The 15287-nt window shown below is 71.2% G+C and carries 12 protein-coding genes; 6 read left to right on the forward strand and 6 right to left on the reverse strand.

Going from position 1 to position 15287, the window contains the following annotated elements; genetic code table 11:
- Positions 1 to 141: 141 nt before the first annotated feature.
- The 5 genes from ACIQM4_RS07120 to ACIQM4_RS07140 all read right to left on the reverse strand — a co-directional run bounded on the left by ACIQM4_RS07120 (position 142) and on the right by ACIQM4_RS07140 (position 5897).
- Complete coding sequence (locus ACIQM4_RS07120) at positions 142 to 1401, reverse strand: Nramp family divalent metal transporter (RefSeq protein WP_401588173.1); 1260 nt, start codon at positions 1399 to 1401, stop codon at positions 142 to 144.
- Positions 1402 to 1668: 267 nt separating this feature from the next.
- Positions 1669 to 3174 (reverse strand): GntP family permease, encoded by a 1506-nt coding sequence (locus ACIQM4_RS07125; RefSeq protein WP_401587159.1) that lies wholly within the window; start codon positions 3172 to 3174, stop codon positions 1669 to 1671.
- A 433-nt stretch (positions 3175 to 3607) separates the two neighbouring features.
- Positions 3608 to 4021, reverse strand: a complete 414-nt coding sequence (locus ACIQM4_RS07130; RefSeq protein WP_401587162.1) for a RidA family protein — start codon at positions 4019 to 4021, stop codon at positions 3608 to 3610.
- The gene (locus tag ACIQM4_RS07135; RefSeq protein WP_401587165.1) at positions 4018 to 4806 is read right to left on the reverse strand and encodes an IclR family transcriptional regulator; all 789 of its coding nucleotides are present in this window, start codon (positions 4804 to 4806) and stop codon (positions 4018 to 4020) included. Before ACIQM4_RS07135 ends, ACIQM4_RS07130 begins: the two co-directional genes overlap by 4 nt.
- On the reverse strand, positions 4803 to 5897 hold the full coding sequence (locus tag ACIQM4_RS07140; protein ID WP_401587168.1) for a sugar kinase: 1095 nt from the start codon (positions 5895 to 5897) through the stop codon (positions 4803 to 4805). Before ACIQM4_RS07140 ends, ACIQM4_RS07135 begins: the two co-directional genes overlap by 4 nt.
- A 402-nt stretch (positions 5898 to 6299) precedes the next feature.
- Between ACIQM4_RS07140 and ACIQM4_RS07145 the strand changes: the two genes are divergently transcribed.
- The 4 genes from ACIQM4_RS07145 to ACIQM4_RS07160 all read left to right on the forward strand — a co-directional run bounded on the left by ACIQM4_RS07145 (position 6300) and on the right by ACIQM4_RS07160 (position 11186).
- Complete coding sequence (locus ACIQM4_RS07145) at positions 6300 to 7595, forward strand: alanine racemase (protein WP_401588176.1); 1296 nt, start codon at positions 6300 to 6302, stop codon at positions 7593 to 7595.
- A gap of 58 nt (positions 7596 to 7653) precedes the next feature.
- On the forward strand, positions 7654 to 9273 hold the full coding sequence (locus ACIQM4_RS07150) for an amidohydrolase family protein (RefSeq protein WP_401588178.1): 1620 nt from the start codon (positions 7654 to 7656) through the stop codon (positions 9271 to 9273).
- 195 nt (positions 9274 to 9468) lie between these two features.
- Positions 9469 to 10680 (forward strand): pyridoxal phosphate-dependent aminotransferase, encoded by a 1212-nt coding sequence (locus tag ACIQM4_RS07155; protein WP_401587170.1) that lies wholly within the window; start codon positions 9469 to 9471, stop codon positions 10678 to 10680.
- 107 nt (positions 10681 to 10787) lie between these two features.
- Positions 10788 to 11186, forward strand: coding sequence for a hypothetical protein (locus ACIQM4_RS07160; protein ID WP_401587173.1), 399 nt, complete (start codon positions 10788 to 10790; stop codon positions 11184 to 11186).
- 300 nt (positions 11187 to 11486) lie between these two features.
- Here the strand turns inward: ACIQM4_RS07160 and ACIQM4_RS07165 are convergent, their stop codons facing one another.
- Positions 11487 to 13322, reverse strand: coding sequence for a phosphoenolpyruvate carboxykinase (GTP) (locus ACIQM4_RS07165; protein WP_401587175.1), 1836 nt, complete (start codon positions 13320 to 13322; stop codon positions 11487 to 11489).
- Positions 13323 to 13591: 269 nt separating this feature from the next.
- On the opposite strand from ACIQM4_RS07165, the gene ACIQM4_RS07170 reads away from it, so the two are divergent.
- Positions 13592 to 14272: a hemolysin III family protein gene (locus tag ACIQM4_RS07170; protein WP_401587178.1), complete on the forward strand. Its 681-nt coding sequence runs from the start codon at positions 13592 to 13594 to the stop codon at positions 14270 to 14272.
- A 339-nt stretch (positions 14273 to 14611) separates the two neighbouring features.
- Positions 14612 to 15259 (forward strand): TetR family transcriptional regulator, encoded by a 648-nt coding sequence (locus ACIQM4_RS07175; protein WP_401587180.1) that lies wholly within the window; start codon positions 14612 to 14614, stop codon positions 15257 to 15259.
- Positions 15260 to 15287 lie beyond the last annotated feature (28 nt).

Here is a 15287-nt window from a genome sequence, read left to right on the forward strand (position 1 = left end):
GGGGGGGGGGGGGGGGGGGGGGGGGGGGGGGGGGGGGGGGGGGGGGGCGGGGGGGGGGGGGGGCGGCCGGGGGCCCCCCCCCCCCCCGGCTCCGGGCCCGGCCCCGGCCCAGACCCCGACCCCGGCCCCCGCCTCGTACCACTAGAACAGCTCGACGACCTGCTTCACGCACAGCACCACGAACAGCAGTCCGCCCAGTGCCAGCATCAGGTTGCTCAGCCAGCCGTTGCGCCATTCGGCCGGGGTGCGCGAGGAGTTGAGCAGCCACACCAGGGTCAGGGCCAGGAACGGCATGAAGAACGCGCCCAGCACCCCGTAGACCACGACCAGGCCGAACGGCTGGTCCAGCCAGAGCAGCGCCATCGGCGGGAACGTCAGCCAGAGCAGGTACGCGCGGAACGGCAGCGACTTCTCCCGCTTGCCCGCCGCGACCTCCTCGACCATCCCGACCACCGGCTGCCCCGTCCTGCGCTCGCGCTGGAAGCGCTCCACGAAGTCCGCGAACATCAGGCTCACCCCGTGCCACACACCGACCAGCGCGCCGAACGAGGTGGCGAAGAAGCCGATCAGGAACAGCTTCGCGGTGACGACGCCGAACTTGTCCTCCAGCACACCGCCCAGGTCGATCAGGCCCTTGTCGCCCTTGCCGAGCGCGATGCCCGACGAGTGCAGCAGCTCCGCACCGATGATCAGCATCGCGACGACGAAGACGCCGGTGGTGATGTACGCGACGCGGTTGTCGAGCCGCATCACCTTCATCCAGCTGGCGTTCGTCCAACCCTTGGAGTTCACCCAGTAGCCGTACGCGGCCATGGTGATGGTGCCGCCGACGCCGCCGACCAGGCCGAGCGTGTAGAACAGCGAGCCGTCCGGGAGGGTCGGGACCAGGCCCTTGACGGCGTTGCCGAGGTCGGGGGCCACCCGGATCGCGACGTACACGACGACCAGGAACTTCAGGCCGATGACCACCGTCATGAACTTCTCGAACACGGCGTACCGGTTGAACCAGACGAAGGCGAGGCCGAGCAGGCCGCAGAGGATCGCCCAGAACTTGATGCTCGGGCCGTCCGGGAAGAGCGCGACGATCGGCAGCGCCGAGGAGGACATGGCGGTCGCGCCGTACACGAAGCCCCAGACGACCACGTAGACCGCGAAGTAGAGCGTCGTCCACTGGCCGAGGCTGCGCCAGCCCTCGAAGAGGGTCTTTCCGGTGGCCAGGTGCCAGCGGCCGGTCGCCTCGGCGAGCGAGATCTTGACGAGGCAGCCGATGACCGCCGCCCAGAGGAGGGTGTAGCCGAACTGACTTCCCGCGATCAGCGTCGCGACCAGGTCACCGGCGCCCACGCCGGTGGCCGCCACCACGATTCCCGGGCCGACGTACTTCCAACTGGCCTTGCGCATACCGGTTTCCGACAACTCCGGGGTCACCCCGCCACTGCCGTTGCTGCCCTGCGCGCTGTCCGACATGGTGCTTCCCTGCTTCCTGCTCGTCCCCCTGATGATCCGGATCACCAAAGCGGGGGCGGTGCGGGCGGCGCAAGGGGGCGGGCAGGATCGTCTCCGGATCGCAGCGTTACGGGCCGGGGAGGGGCGGGAGGACGCGGGGGGCGCGGCGGGGTTTGTCACGGGGCGCCTGGGGGGCGGCCCCGTGACGAACCGGGCTTGTCCCTAGACGACCAGGCTCAGCAGTGCCGCCACCGCGAAGCCGGCCACCGAGAGGACCGTCTCCAGGACCGTCCAGGACTTCAGCGTGTCGCGTTCCGAGATGCCGAAGTACTTGGCGACCATCCAGAAGCCGCCGTCGTTGACGTGCGAGGCGAAGATCGAGCCCGCCGAGATCGCCATGATGATCAGCGCGAGGTGCGCCTGCGACATGTCCTGGCCGTCGACCAGCGGCAGGACGATGCCCGCGGTGGTGACGATCGCGACCGTCGCCGAGCCCTGCGCCACGCGCAGGACCACCGAGATCAGCCAGGCGAGCAGGATGACCGGCAGGCCGACGTTGTTGAAGGCGTCCGCGAGGGCGTCCGCGATGCCGCTGCCCTTGAGTACCGCGCCGAAGATGCCGCCCGCGCCGACCACCAGCAGGATGTTGCCGACCGGCTTGAGCGAGGACGTCGATACCGCTTCGAGGGACTTGCGCGACCAGCCGCGGCGGATGCCGAGCAGGTAGTACGCCAGGAGCAGCGCGATCGTCAGGGCGACGAAGGGGTTGCCGAAGAACTCGATCACCGAGCGGAGGGTGGACTCGTCCAGTGCGATGGAGGAGAAGGTGGCGCAGAGGATCAAGATGAGCGGCGTGCCGATGATGGCGAGGACGGTACCGAGCGGCACCGGGTCCTCGCGGGGCTCGACGCCGGCCGCCTGCTGCTCGGCCACGACCGCGGCCTTGGCCTCCTCGGCCGCCTCCACCATGTCCTGCGGTACGGGTACGAAGATGCGCTTGCCGATCCAGGCCGCGTACACCCAGGCGGCGAGCACGGCCGGGATGCCGACGGCGAGGCCCATCACGATGACCCAGCCGAGGGAGACCTTGAAGAGTCCCGCCGCGGCGACCGGGCCCGGGTGCGGGGGCAGGAACGCGTGCGTCATGGAGAGGCCGGCGAGCAGCGGCATCGCGTACAGCAGTACGGACTTGCCGCTGCGCTTGGCCGCCGCGTAGACGATCGGCGCGAGGACGAAGATGCCGACGTCGAAGAAGACCGGGATGCCGAAGATCAGGCCGGTCAGACCCATCGCGAGCGGGGCGCGCTTCTCACCGAAGAGGTTCAGCAGGCGGGAGGCCAGGACCTGGGCGCCACCGCTGACTTCGAGTATCGCGCCGAGCATCGTGCCGAGGCCGATGATGATCGCGACGTGGCCGAGGATGCCGCCCATGCCGGTTTCGATCACCGACGGGATCGCGGACTTCTGGACGGTGCCGAACAGTTCGGTGACCGAGAGCCCGGCGCCGAGGCCGACGGCGATGGACACCGCGAGCAGCGCCACGAAGGGCTGGAGCCTGACCTTGATGATCAGGAGGAGGAGCAGGGCGATGCCGAGGACGGCGACCGTGAGGAGGCCGGGCGTCCCGCCGATCAGGGTGAGGAGACCGCCGGTGTGCGGGGTCGCAGGGGGGTCGGCGGCGGCGAGCGCGGCTTGCGGTATCTGGAGGAGAGGTGCTGCGAGCTGCATGTGCGGTCAACTCCGGGCGGTCCGGGGGACGACGGTGTTCCCCGTGGGGGCAGGGGGGCTTCCCGGTGGGGGGAGGCACTGGGGCTTCCCCACCGGGCGGCATGGGGGTGGTGCTTCCCCGTGGGGCGGCAGGGGGGTGCTTCCCCGCAGGACGGCAAGGGGGTGGCGTGTAGTGGGGCGGTCGGCAGGGGGCGGGCCTGCGTGGGGGCCGCCCCCTTGCCCACCCGTTCCGCCCCCGGGGGGCGGCCCCGCTGCCCAAGGAGGCTGGGGAGGAGGGAGGGGTGGGCGGCCCCGCTGCCCGAGGGAGCTGGGGGGAGGGGGGTCAGGGGCGCGGGGAACTGCGCGGGTGGCCACGATGCAGCCGCACGGGCACACGCACCTCCGACGATCGGCTCAGCCAGTCAGCCGGTCAGCCGGTCAGGCGGTCAGCCGGTCAGCCCAGGACTGCGAGGGCGTCGATTTCGATGAGGAGGCCGGCGGGGAGGCCGACGTAGACCGTGGTGCGGGCCGACGGGGCTTCCTTGAGGTCGGCGAAGTACTCGTTGTAGATCGCGTTCATCTCGGCGAAGTGGTCCACGTCCGTGAGGTAGACACGCATCATCATGACGTCGTCCCAGCTCGCGCCGCCCTCTTCGAGGATCGCCTTGACGTTGGCGAAGGTCTGGAGGGTCTGCTCGCGCAGGGTCGGGCCCGCGGGGGTCGGGGCCTGGCCGTCGACGGCCGGGAGGAAGCCGACCTGACCGGCCACCTGGAGCAGGTTGCCCTTGCGCACGCCGTGCGAGAACTTCGCGGGCGGGGCGGTGTGGGTGGCCGGGGTGATCGCGGTCTTCAGGAGCTTGTCGGTCATGAACTTGCCTTTGCGTGTGGGGTGTTCGGGGTACTGGGGATGCCGCCCGTACCGGAGTACTCGCGGCTGATCGCCTCCGCCGTGCGGCGCACCTGCGGGAGGAGGGTGAGAAGTTCCTCCCGGGTGACGACGACGTTCGGTGCGGACACCGACATCGCGGCGACGACCTTGCCGTCCGCGCCCCTGATCGGCGCGCCGACGCAGTTGATGGATTCCTCGTGGCCACCGAGGTCGGTGGCCCAGCCCTGCTCCCGCACCTGCGCCAGTTCCTTGAGGAAGGCCGCGGGGTTGGGGGTGGAGCGGGAGGTGTACTGGGGGTATTCGAGCTTCTCCGCGATCGCCCGCCGCTCGCCGTCCGGCAGGTCGGCGAGCAGGAGCTTGGCGACCGCGGCGACGGTGATCGCGACGGGCTTGCCGATCCGCGAGTACATCCGGACCGGGTAGCGGCTCTCCACCTTGTCGATGTAGAGGACCTCGTTCTCCTCGCGGACGGCGAGGTGGACGGTGTGTCCGCACTCGGCGTTGAGTTCCTTGAGGTAGGGGTGCGCGACGTCGCGCACGTCGAGGTTCTCGACGGCTTCCTGGGCGAGGGCGAAGAGGCGGGCGCCGAGCCGGTAGCGCTGGTCCTGCTGGCGGTGCACGAGGCCGTGCTCGTGCAGGGTGCGCAGCAGCCGCAGGGCCGTCGACTTGTGGACGCCGAGACGCTCGGCGACCTGGCCGAGGTCGGCGGGCCCCTGTGCGAGGAGGGGAAGGATGCTCAGCGCCCTGTCCACCGTCTGACTCATGTGCGTACCTCCTGCTGCGGCCCTGTCTCGGTCCACCCGGGGCTCAGACGAAGTCTCTCCCAGGCGTCCGCGTCGAGAGCCGCCAACTCGTCAGCCAGTCCCTCGGCGGGCACCGCCGCCACGTCGCCCGGCACGGTGAGCGCGGCAGCCGCGGTCAGGTGGCCGTGCCGCAGCCGCAGGGGTACGTCGAGTCCGCGCAGGGTCGCCGAGAGGAATCCGGCGGCGAAGGCGTCGCCCGCCCCGACCGGGGCCACGACGTCGACGCGCGGCGCGGGGACGTGGTGGACGCCACCGTCCGCGAAGACGGTCGCGCCTGCCGCACCCTGCTTGACGACCAGGACGGCCGGCTCCGGCAGGGCCTCGCGGACCGCGTGCACCCCGCCCCGTACGCCCCAAGCCGCCTCGGCCTCGTCCTCGCCGACGAAGACCAGGTCCGCGCCGCGGGCCAGGTCCAGCAGGACGCGGGCGCCCGTCGCGCCGGAGGTCCACAGGCTGGGGCGGTGGTTGACGTCGAAGGAGAGCAGCGGGCGGCCGGCCGCGGGGGTGCAGAGCGTGCGCATCAGGTCCAGGCAGTCCGCGGACAGGGCGGCGGTGATGCCCGACAGGTGCAGGATGCGGGTCGCGTACAGGGAGCTCGGCGGGACGGTGGCGGGGGACATCGCGGAGGCGGCGGAGCCCGCCCGGTAGTAGGCCACCTCGTGGGTGGCGTCGTCCCGGTCGTCGGCGGTGCGGAAGTAGATGCCGGTGCGGCGGTGCGGGTCACGGGTGACGTCGGCCACGTCGACGCCGTACGCGCCGATCGCGTCCAGCAGGTGGGTGCCGAAGCCGTCGTCGCCGACCCGGCTGACCCACTTCGCCCGGTGCCCGGCCAGGGCGAGCGCGCAGGCCACGTTGGACTCGGCGCCGCCGATGGTGCGGCGGAAGGACGGCACGTCGGCGAGACGTCCCGGGCGGGAGGGGAGGAAGGTGACCATGGACTCACCGAGGCAGACGACGTCGGCACCGGATTCGATGCGGGCGTCACCTTCGCCGTGGGCGGTCGGGGTACCTGTACCTGGCTGTTGTGCGGACACGGCTCGGATGTTAGACATCGGTGAGCGATATACGCAATGGGCGTTGCAATATTTGCAACGATCCGGAGGGAGGAACCCGCCATGGGAGCCGAGCAGGGAACACCCGGGGCGCAGCAGCCCGCGCAGGAACCGGCGCGCCGACCCGGCGGGGAGGCGGCGCGCGTGCCCGGCGGGGAGGCACTGCCGGAGCCCGGCGGGAAGGCTGTCGGCGGTCCCGGCGGGGAGCCACTGCCGCAGCCAGGCGGGGAGACGGCTCGACGGTCCGGCGGGGAGCCGCTGTCGCAGCCCGGCGGCAAGGCGCTGCTGGAGCCCGGCGGGAAGGCACTGCCGGAGCCCGGCGGGAAGGCTGTCGGCGGCCCCGGCGGGAAGGCTGTCGGCGGTCCCGGCGGGAAGGCTGTCGGCGGTCCCGGCGGACAGCCCTTGTCGCAGCTCGGCCGCGAGCGGGTGCGGGAGCTCGGCGACGAGCTGGTCACCCACCGCTTCAAGGCCCTCCCGCCGGACGCGGAGGCCGCCGGGCTCACCGTCGGCGACCTGGCGGCCGAGCGCCGCGGCATCTTCGACGGCGGCTTCACCACCCCGCTGCTGGCCCTGTCCGCCGAGTCCCTCGACCACAACCTGGCCCTTCTGGAGACCTACGCCGAGCGGCACGGCCTGGCCTTCGCCCCGCACGGCAAGACCTCCATGTCCCCGCAGCTGTTCGCCCGTCAGCTGGAGCGCGGCGCATGGGGCATCACCGCGGCCGTCCCGCACCAGGCGCGGGTCTACCGGGCGTACGGCATCCAGCGGATCTTCGTCGCCAACGAGATCGTCGACGCCGCCGCGCTGCGCTGGATCGCGGGCGAACTGGACGCCGACCCCGACTTCCGCCTGCTCTGCTACGTCGACTCGGTGCGCGGCGTCGAGCTGATGGACGAGGCCCTGCGCGCGGCGGGCGCCTCCCGTCCGCTCGACGTCGTCGTCGAACTGGGCGCCGGCGAGGGCGCCCGCACCGGTGCGCGTACGGAGTCCGACTGCGCGGCCGTCGCCGACGCGGTGGCCGCCACGGCCACCCTGCGGCTGGTGGGTGTCGCCGGGTACGAGGGCGAGGTGCCGCAGGCCGACGGCGAGCGGGTACGGGCGTGGCTGCGCCGACTGGTGGCGCTGGCGGGCGAGTTCGACGAGGCGGGCCGGTTCGCCGCCGACCTCGACGAGATCGTGCTGAGCGCGGGCGGCAGCGCCTGGTTCGACGCGGTCGCCGATGTCTTCGCCGAGGTACCGGAGTTGTCCAGGCCGGTGCTGAAGCTGCTGCGTTCGGGCGCGTACGTCTCGCACGACGACGGCCACTACAAGGAGCTCACCCCCTTCAACCGCGTACCGGAGGAAGGCGAGTTGCAGCCCGCGTTCCGGCTGTGGGCGCAGGTGGTGTCCCGGCCGACGCCGACGCAGGCCTTCCTCAACGCGGGCAAGCGCGACGCGGCGTACGACCTGCACCTGCCCGAGGCCCAGGTCGTCCGCTCGGCGCGCGACGGCAAGGTGCGCCCTGCGGACGGCATCGCGGTCACCGGCCTCTCGGACCAGCACAGCTGGGTCAGCACCGAGGACGGCGTGCGCCTCGAAGTCGGCGACTGGGTCGGTCTCGGTCTCTCGCACCCCTGCACCATCTTCGACAAGTGGCAGCTGATCCCGGTCGTGGACGCGGACGGCACGGCGGTCGACTTCGTGCGCACGTTCTTCTAGAAGGGCCGCGGTCTCCCCCATGTCCTCCCGTACGTTCTCCCAGAAGGGCCCGCTCGCCATGGATCTCGTCATACGCGGCGCCCAGGTCGTCGACGGCTCGGGCGCCGCCTCCTACCGCGCCGACGTCGCCGTCACCGACGGCCGCATCACCACCATCAGCCCGGAGGGCTCCGGTGAACGCCCGGGCGCCGCCCAGGTGCTGGACGCCGACGGGCTCGCCCTGTCCCCCGGCTTCATCGACATGCACGCCCACTCCGACCTCGCGCTGCTGCGCGACCCCGACCACTCGGCGAAGGCCGCGCAGGGCGTCACCCTCGAAGTGCTCGGCCAGGACGGGCTCAGTTACGCCCCGGTGGACGAGCCCACCCTGGCCGCGGTCCGCACCGCGATCACCGGGTGGAACGGCGACGGCTCGGACATCGACTTCGACTGGCGCACGGTCGGCGAGTACCTGGACCGGCTCGACCGCAACTTCGGCGGGCAGGGCATCGCGGTCAACGCCGCGTACCTGATCCCGCAGGGCACCGTCCGGATGCACGCGGTCGGCTGGGACGACAGGCCGGCCACCCCCGAACAGCTCGACCACATGCGGCGGTTGGTCGCCGAGGGCATGGAGCAGGGCGCCGTCGGCATGTCGTCGGGGCTGACCTACACGCCCGGCATGTACGCCGACGACGCCGAACTGACCGAGCTGTGCCGGGTGGTCGCCCGCTACGACGGCTACTACTGCCCGCACCACCGCTCGTACGGCGCGGGGGCGCTCGCCGCGTACGAGGAGATGGTCGACCTCACCCGCACCGCCGGGTGCGCGCTGCACCTGGCGCACGCCACCATGAACTTCGGCGTGAACAAGGGCAAGGCGCCCGACCTGGTCGCCCTGCTGGACAAGGCGCTCGACGACGGCGCCGACATCAGCCTCGACACGTACCCCTACACCCCCGGCTGCACCACCCTCGTCGCGATGCTGCCGAGCTGGGCGAGCGAGGGCGGCCCGGACGCGATCATGGCCCGCCTCCAGGACGACGGGACCGCCGAGAAGATCCGCCACCACATGGAGGTGATCGGCGCGGACGGCTGCCACGGCGTGCCGATCGAGTGGGACTCCATCGAGATCTCGGGTGTCTCCGACCCCGGTCTCGCGGGCTGCGTCGGCAAGACCGTCGCCGCGTCCGCCCTCGCGCGCGGCGAGAGCCCGTGGACGACCGCCCGACGGCTGCTGATCAACGACCGGCTCGGCTCGACGATCCTCCAGCACGTCGGCCACGAGGAGAACGTCCGCGAGATCATGCGCCACCGCGTGCACACCGGGGGCAGCGACGGCATCCTCCAGGGCTACAAGCCGCACCCGCGCGCGTACGGCACCTTCCCGCACTACCTCGGTCACTACGCGAGGGAGTTGGGCGTGCTGTCCCTGGAGGAGACGGTGGCCCACCTGACCTCGCGCGCCGCCGCCAGGCTCCGGCTGCCCGACCGCGGTCTGGTCCGCGAGGGCTACCGCGCCGACCTGGTGCTCTTCGACCCCGAGACGGTCGCGGCCGGGTCCACCTTCGAGGCCCCGCGCACCCTGCCGACCGGCATCCCGTACGTCCTCATCGACGGAAAGTTCGTCATGGCGGACGGCCGTCGCACGGACGTGCTGGCGGGCCGGGCGGTGCGGCGCACCCCCCGGCAGGGCTAAGTGACGTACGACACCAGGGGCAGGGCCCGCCCGGCGGTTTCTTAACCGCGGGGCGGGCCCGCCTTGCGTTTGGGCGGGCCCCGGCGGGTGTGCGCTTTGCGATGGAAGACGCGGTGCGGGGCTCTCGCGTACTCGCGCGGACGGCCGGGGCGTAATCACGCGCGCGCCGCGTAACCCGGCCGTAAGCTCGCCGTCATGCAGGTGATCCAGTCAACGAAGCTCGCAAACGTCTGTTACGAAATCCGGGGACCGGTGCTTGAGGAGGCGATGCGGCTGGAGGCGGCAGGGCACCGCATTCTCAAGCTGAACACCGGGAACCCGGCGGCCTTCGGGTTCGAGTGCCCGCCCGAGATCCTGGAGGACATGCTCCGCAACCTCGGCACCGCGCACGGCTACGGGGACGCGAAGGGGCTGCTGTCCGCGCGGCGTGCGGTGATGCAGCACTACCAGACCAAGGGCATCGACCTCGACGTCGAGGACGTTTACCTTGGCAACGGCGCCTCCGAGCTGATCCAGATGTCGATGCAGGCGCTGCTCGACGACGGGGACGAGGTGCTCGTCCCGGCCCCCGACTACCCGCTGTGGACCGCGTCCGTCTCGCTCGCGGGCGGCACCGCCGTGCACTACCGGTGCGACGAGCAGGCCGACTGGATGCCCGACCTCGCGGACATCGAGCGCCAGATCACCGACCGCACCAAGGCCATGGTGATCATCAACCCGAACAATCCCACGGGCGCCGTGTACGACGACGAGATGCTGCGCGCGCTGACCGAGATCGCCCGCAGGCACAACCTGATCGTCTGCTCGGACGAGATCTACGACCGGATCCTCTACGACGGCGCCACGCACACCTCGACCGCCGCGATCGCCCCCGACCTGATGGTCCTCACCTTCAACGGGCTGTCGAAGAACTACCGGGTGGCCGGGTACCGGAGCGGCTGGATGGCCGTGTGCGGACCGAAGGCGCACGCCTCCTCGTACATCGAGGGGCTCACCATCCTCGCCAACATGCGGCTCTGCGCCAACATGCCCTCGCAGCACGCGGTGGCCACCGCGCTCGGCGGCCGGCAGTCCATCGACGACCTCGTCCTGCCGGGCGGGCGGATCCTGGAACAGCGCAACACGGCGTACGACCTGCTCACCCAGATCCCCGGGGTGACCTGCGTGAAGCCGAAGGGCGCGCTGTACCTCTTCCCGCGGCTCGACCCGGACGTCTACAAGATCAAGGACGACCGGCAGATGGTCCTCGACCTGCTGCGGGCCGAGAAGATCATGATCGTGCACGGTACGGGCTTCAACTGGCCCGAGCCGGACCACTTCCGCATCGTGACCCTGCCCGCCACGGAGGACCTGGCGGACGCGGTGACGCGGATCGGCAACTTCCTGGACGGTTACGGGCAGCACTGAGCGCGCGCGGCGGGCGGCGCCCGAGCTCTGGCTGTATGCGGGTCAACTTTAGACTTAATCCAAGCTAGGATGGTCTCCTGACTCCATCCGCCAGGAGGCCATCCGTCATGTACGAACCGATCCGCACCAAGTCGGTCCACTCCATGGCCGGCTCCGAAGCCGACCCGCGCTACCCGCACCGCTCACGCGAGGAGGAGCTGGACATCCAGCTCGCCGGACATCTGTCCGCGCTGCTCGCGGTCACCGACGAGCTCGGGCTCGACACCGCGGCCGACCGCATCGCGGTACAGGTCGCGCGGTTGCGCGGCGCGCCGCCCGCCCGGCACGCGGGACACCGTCGCGAGAGCCCGGCCGCGCTGCACCGTCGCGCCCACGCCCTCGCGGGCCGCGCCCTGGTGGTCGCCGCCTCGCGCGCGGACACCGCGGCCGCGATCCTCGCCGCCGAGCGCATGGACGCGCACACCGCGGCGGCCGCCGCTGAACCGGTCGGACCGGTCAGCCTCTGATCGGCCCCGGTCCGCGGCCGTGCAGGCCGCGGACCGGGCGCCACCCAATCGGGCCGAGGAACGCGTCGGCCCCCGGAGCCGTGAGGGGGCTCCGGGGGCCGATTTCCGCTGCGCTCACCGGTGAACCCACAGGTCAGGGCGGTGTCATGACGGTCAGGCAGCGGCCCCCACGCGCTCCCCCACGGGTGTTCGTGCACCCGCAGGGAGAGGCGTGAGGCAGGCCGGAACCGGGGAACAGGCCGGCTCCGGCACGTCTGGTGGTGCGGGACGTGCTCCAGCACGCTGGTGGCGCGGGACGTGTTAGCCGAGCCGCGCGACCAGCGCCCGGTACTCGTCCCACAGCTCCTTCGGCGCGTGGTCACCGAAGGTGTTGAGGTGCTCGGGGACCAGCGCGGCCTCCTCCCTCCACACCTCCTTGTCCACGGTGAGAAGGAAGTCGAGGTCGGACGCGGAGAGGTCCAGTCCGTCCGTGTCGAGGGCCTCCTTGGTCGGCAGGATGCCAATCGGCGTCTCGACGCCGTCCGCCTTGCCCTCCAGGCGCTCGACGATCCACTTCAGGACCCGGCTGTTCTCGCCGAAGCCGGGCCAGACGAACTTGCCCGCGTCGTTCTTGCGGAACCAGTTCACGTAGTAGATCTTCGGGAGCTTCGACTGGTCGGGCTTGTCGGCGCCCACCTTCACCCAGTGGCCCATGTAGTCGCCCATGTTGTAGCCGCAGAACGGCAGCATGGCGAACGGGTCCCGGCGCAGCTCGCCGACCTTGCCCTCGGCGGCGGCGGTCTTCTCGGAGGCAACGTTGGCCCCGAGGAAGACGCCGTGCTGCCAGTTGAAGGACTCGGTGACCAGCGGGACCGCGGTCGCGCGGCGGCCACCGAAGAGGATCGCCGAGATCGGCACGCCCTTGGGGTCCTCCCACTCGGGCGCGATGATCGGGCACTGGCCGGCCGGGACGGTGAAGCGGGCGTTCGGGTGGGCGGCCGGGGTGGTGGACTCCGGCGTCCAGTCGTTGCCCTTCCAGTCCGTGAGGTGGGCCGGGGCCTCCTCGGTCATGCCCTCCCACCAGACGTCGTTGTCGTCGGTGAGGGCGACGTTGGTGAAGACCGAGTTGCCCCACATGGTCTTCATGGCGTTGGCGTTGGTGTGCTCGCCGGTACCGGGCGCGACGCCGAAGAAACCGGCCTCCGGGTTGATCGCGTAGAGCTGGCCGTCCTCGGCGAACCGCATCCAGGCGATGTCGTCACCGATGGTCTCCACGCTCCAGCCGGAGATCGTGGGCTCCAGCATCGCGAGATTGGTCTTGCCGCAGGCCGACGGGAACGCCGCGGCCACGTACTTCGACTCCCCCTGCGGAGGCGTCAGTTTGAGGATCAGCATGTGCTCGGCGAGCCAGCCCTCGTCGCGGGCCATGACGGAGGCGATACGCAGCGCGTAGCACTTCTTGCCGAGCAGGGCGTTGCCGCCGTAACCCGAGCCGTAGGACCAGATCTCGCGGTCCTCGGGGAAGTGCGAGATGTACTTCGTGGGGTTGCACGGCCACGCGACGTCGGCCTCACCCTCCTGGAGGGGGGCGCCCAGGGTGTGCACCGCCTTCACGAAGAACCCGTCCGCACCCAGCTCGTCCAGGACTGCCCGGCCCATGCGGGTCATCGTGCGCATCGAGACGGCGACGTACGCCGAGTCGGTGATCTCGACACCGATCGCGGACAGCGGGGAGCCGACCGGGCCCATGCAGAACGGGACGACGTACATCGTGCGGCCGCGCATCGAACCGCGGAAGATGCCGTCTACGCCCTCCTTGCCCTGGAACAGCTCCCGCATCTCGGCGGGCGCCTTCCAGTGGTTCGTCGGGCCCGCGTCCTCCTCCTTCTCGGAGCAGATGAAGGTGCGGTCCTCCACCCGGGCGACATCGGAGGGGTCGGAGGCGGCGTAGTACGAGTTCGGGCGCTTGACCTCGTCGAGCTTCTTGAACGTGCCCTTGGCGACGAGCTCCGCGCAGAGCCGCTCGTACTCGGCCTCGGAACCGTCGCACCAGACGATCCGGTCGGGCTCGGTGAGGGCAGCGATCTCGTCCACCCAGGAGATGAGCTCCTGGTGGTTGGTCGGGACGGTGGTGGGAGCCGCGATGTCGCGCGCCACGATTGCTCCTTGTTGAGGGGTTTTGTGGTTTGTTGCCCCGTGGGGGCTGCGACCCGGATGCTTCACATGACCTTGAAACTGACCCTCTGGCGCTCATCCGGTGCCGACCGCACTCATTTGATCATCGGGGTGTTCCGCCCATATGTCCAGAGGGCCGCACACGTGAGCATCGCCACTCGGTCCGGTCGGCCCATCCGGGAGGGGAGCCGTGACGAAGGCGACCCCGGTACCGCGCCAGAACCTACGCAACCGTAGGTAGCATTCGGGGCATGACGTCTCACGCCGTGCCCGCCCAGGTCACCGAGATCGACCCGCCCCCGGTCAAGCCGAGGCTGCGCGGCTGGCTGCACGCCGGTATGTTCCCCGCGGTCCTGATCGCGGGCATCGTGCTGATCGCCCTGGCCGACACCGCCGAGGCCCGGGTCGCGTGCGCCGTCTTCGTCGCCACCGCGTGCATGCTCTTCGGCGTCAGCGCCGTCTACCACCGGGGCACCTGGGGCCCGCGCGGCGAAGCCGTGCTGCGCCGGCTCGACCACGCCAACATCTTCCTGATCATCGCGGGCACCTACACCCCGCTCACGATGCTGCTGCTCCCCGAGTCGACCGGCACCACGCTGCTCTGGGCGATCTGGGCGGCGGCCGGAGCGGGCATCGCCTTCCGGGTCTTCTGGGTCGGCGCCCCGCGCTGGCTGTACACCCCCTGCTACATCGCGATGGGCTGGGCCGCGGTCTTCTTCCTGCCCGACTTCATGCGGGCCGGCGGCGTCGCGGTGCTCGTCCTGGTGGTGGTCGGAGGACTGCTCTACAGCGCGGGCGGCGTGATCTACGGCCTCAAGCGCCCCAACCCGTCACCGCGGTGGTTCGGCTTCCACGAGGTCTTCCATTCCCTCACCCTCGCGGCCTTCGCGGCGCACTACGCCGCCATCTCGCTGGTGGCCTATTCGGCCTGACGCCGTGTCGTGCGGGGCAGCCGCCCCCGCCCGGCGGGAGCGCGCGCCCGCGCGCGGCGCCCTGGGCCGCGACGCCGCGGCCACCTGCCACGCGAGCACGCCGACGACGAGCAGCACCAACGCGAGCACCGCGACCGCCCCCAGGGCCAGGAACGCCAGCACGCACAGGACCGCCACCAGCGCGGTCAGCACGTTCACCAGTCTTCTCATGCCTCCCCCTCCCGCCGTCACTTCGCACATCAGTCGCATATCACGGACTGTTCGTCTACCCACAACACATCGTGACATGCCGCACTGACAACCGAGCGGCCGTCAATCCGCCGTCAAAGGTCCGCGAAGATGTCCGACAATGGCGCCATGGCCGCGCCCCGCACCTCCCCCAGCACCCCGGACACCCGCCCCGGCCTGCGCGAACGTAAGAAAATCAGGACCCGGCTCGAAATCCGCCGGGCCACCTTCCGGCTGGTCTCCGCCCAAGGCTGGGACGCCACGACGGTCGATCAGATCGCGGCGGAGGCAGAGGTCTCGCCGAGCACGGTGATCCGTTACTTCCCGGTGAAGGAGGACATCGTCCTCACCGACGAGTACGACCCGGTGATGGAGGGCGCCCTGCGCTCCCGCCCGCCCGGCGAGCCGCTGCTGGAATCCGTACGGGCCGTGGTGACGGCGGCCCTGCGCCGCTCGCTCGACGAACAACCGGACGAGGTGCTGCTGCGCACCCGGCTGATGCTGGAGGTGCCCGCGGTACGGGCCCGCATGGTGGAGAGCGTGAGCGCGACCAGCCGGATGCTCGGCCGGGTGATCGCCGAGCGCACCGGCCGGGACGCCGGAGAACTGGAGGTCCGGATCTTCGCGACCGGCCTGCTCGCCGCAGTACTGGAAACGACGCTGTACTGGGTCGAACGAGGACAGCGGGACGACCTGGTGGACCTCATCGACCGCATGCTGCGGACCTTCGAGGGGGGCCTGGACCTCGGGACCGAATGAGACGAGGCGGGGTCGGGACCGCCCCGCC

This window comes from Streptomyces sp. NPDC091272, from assembly GCF_044757485.1.
GTDB lineage: Bacteria > Actinomycetota > Actinomycetes > Streptomycetales > Streptomycetaceae > Streptomyces.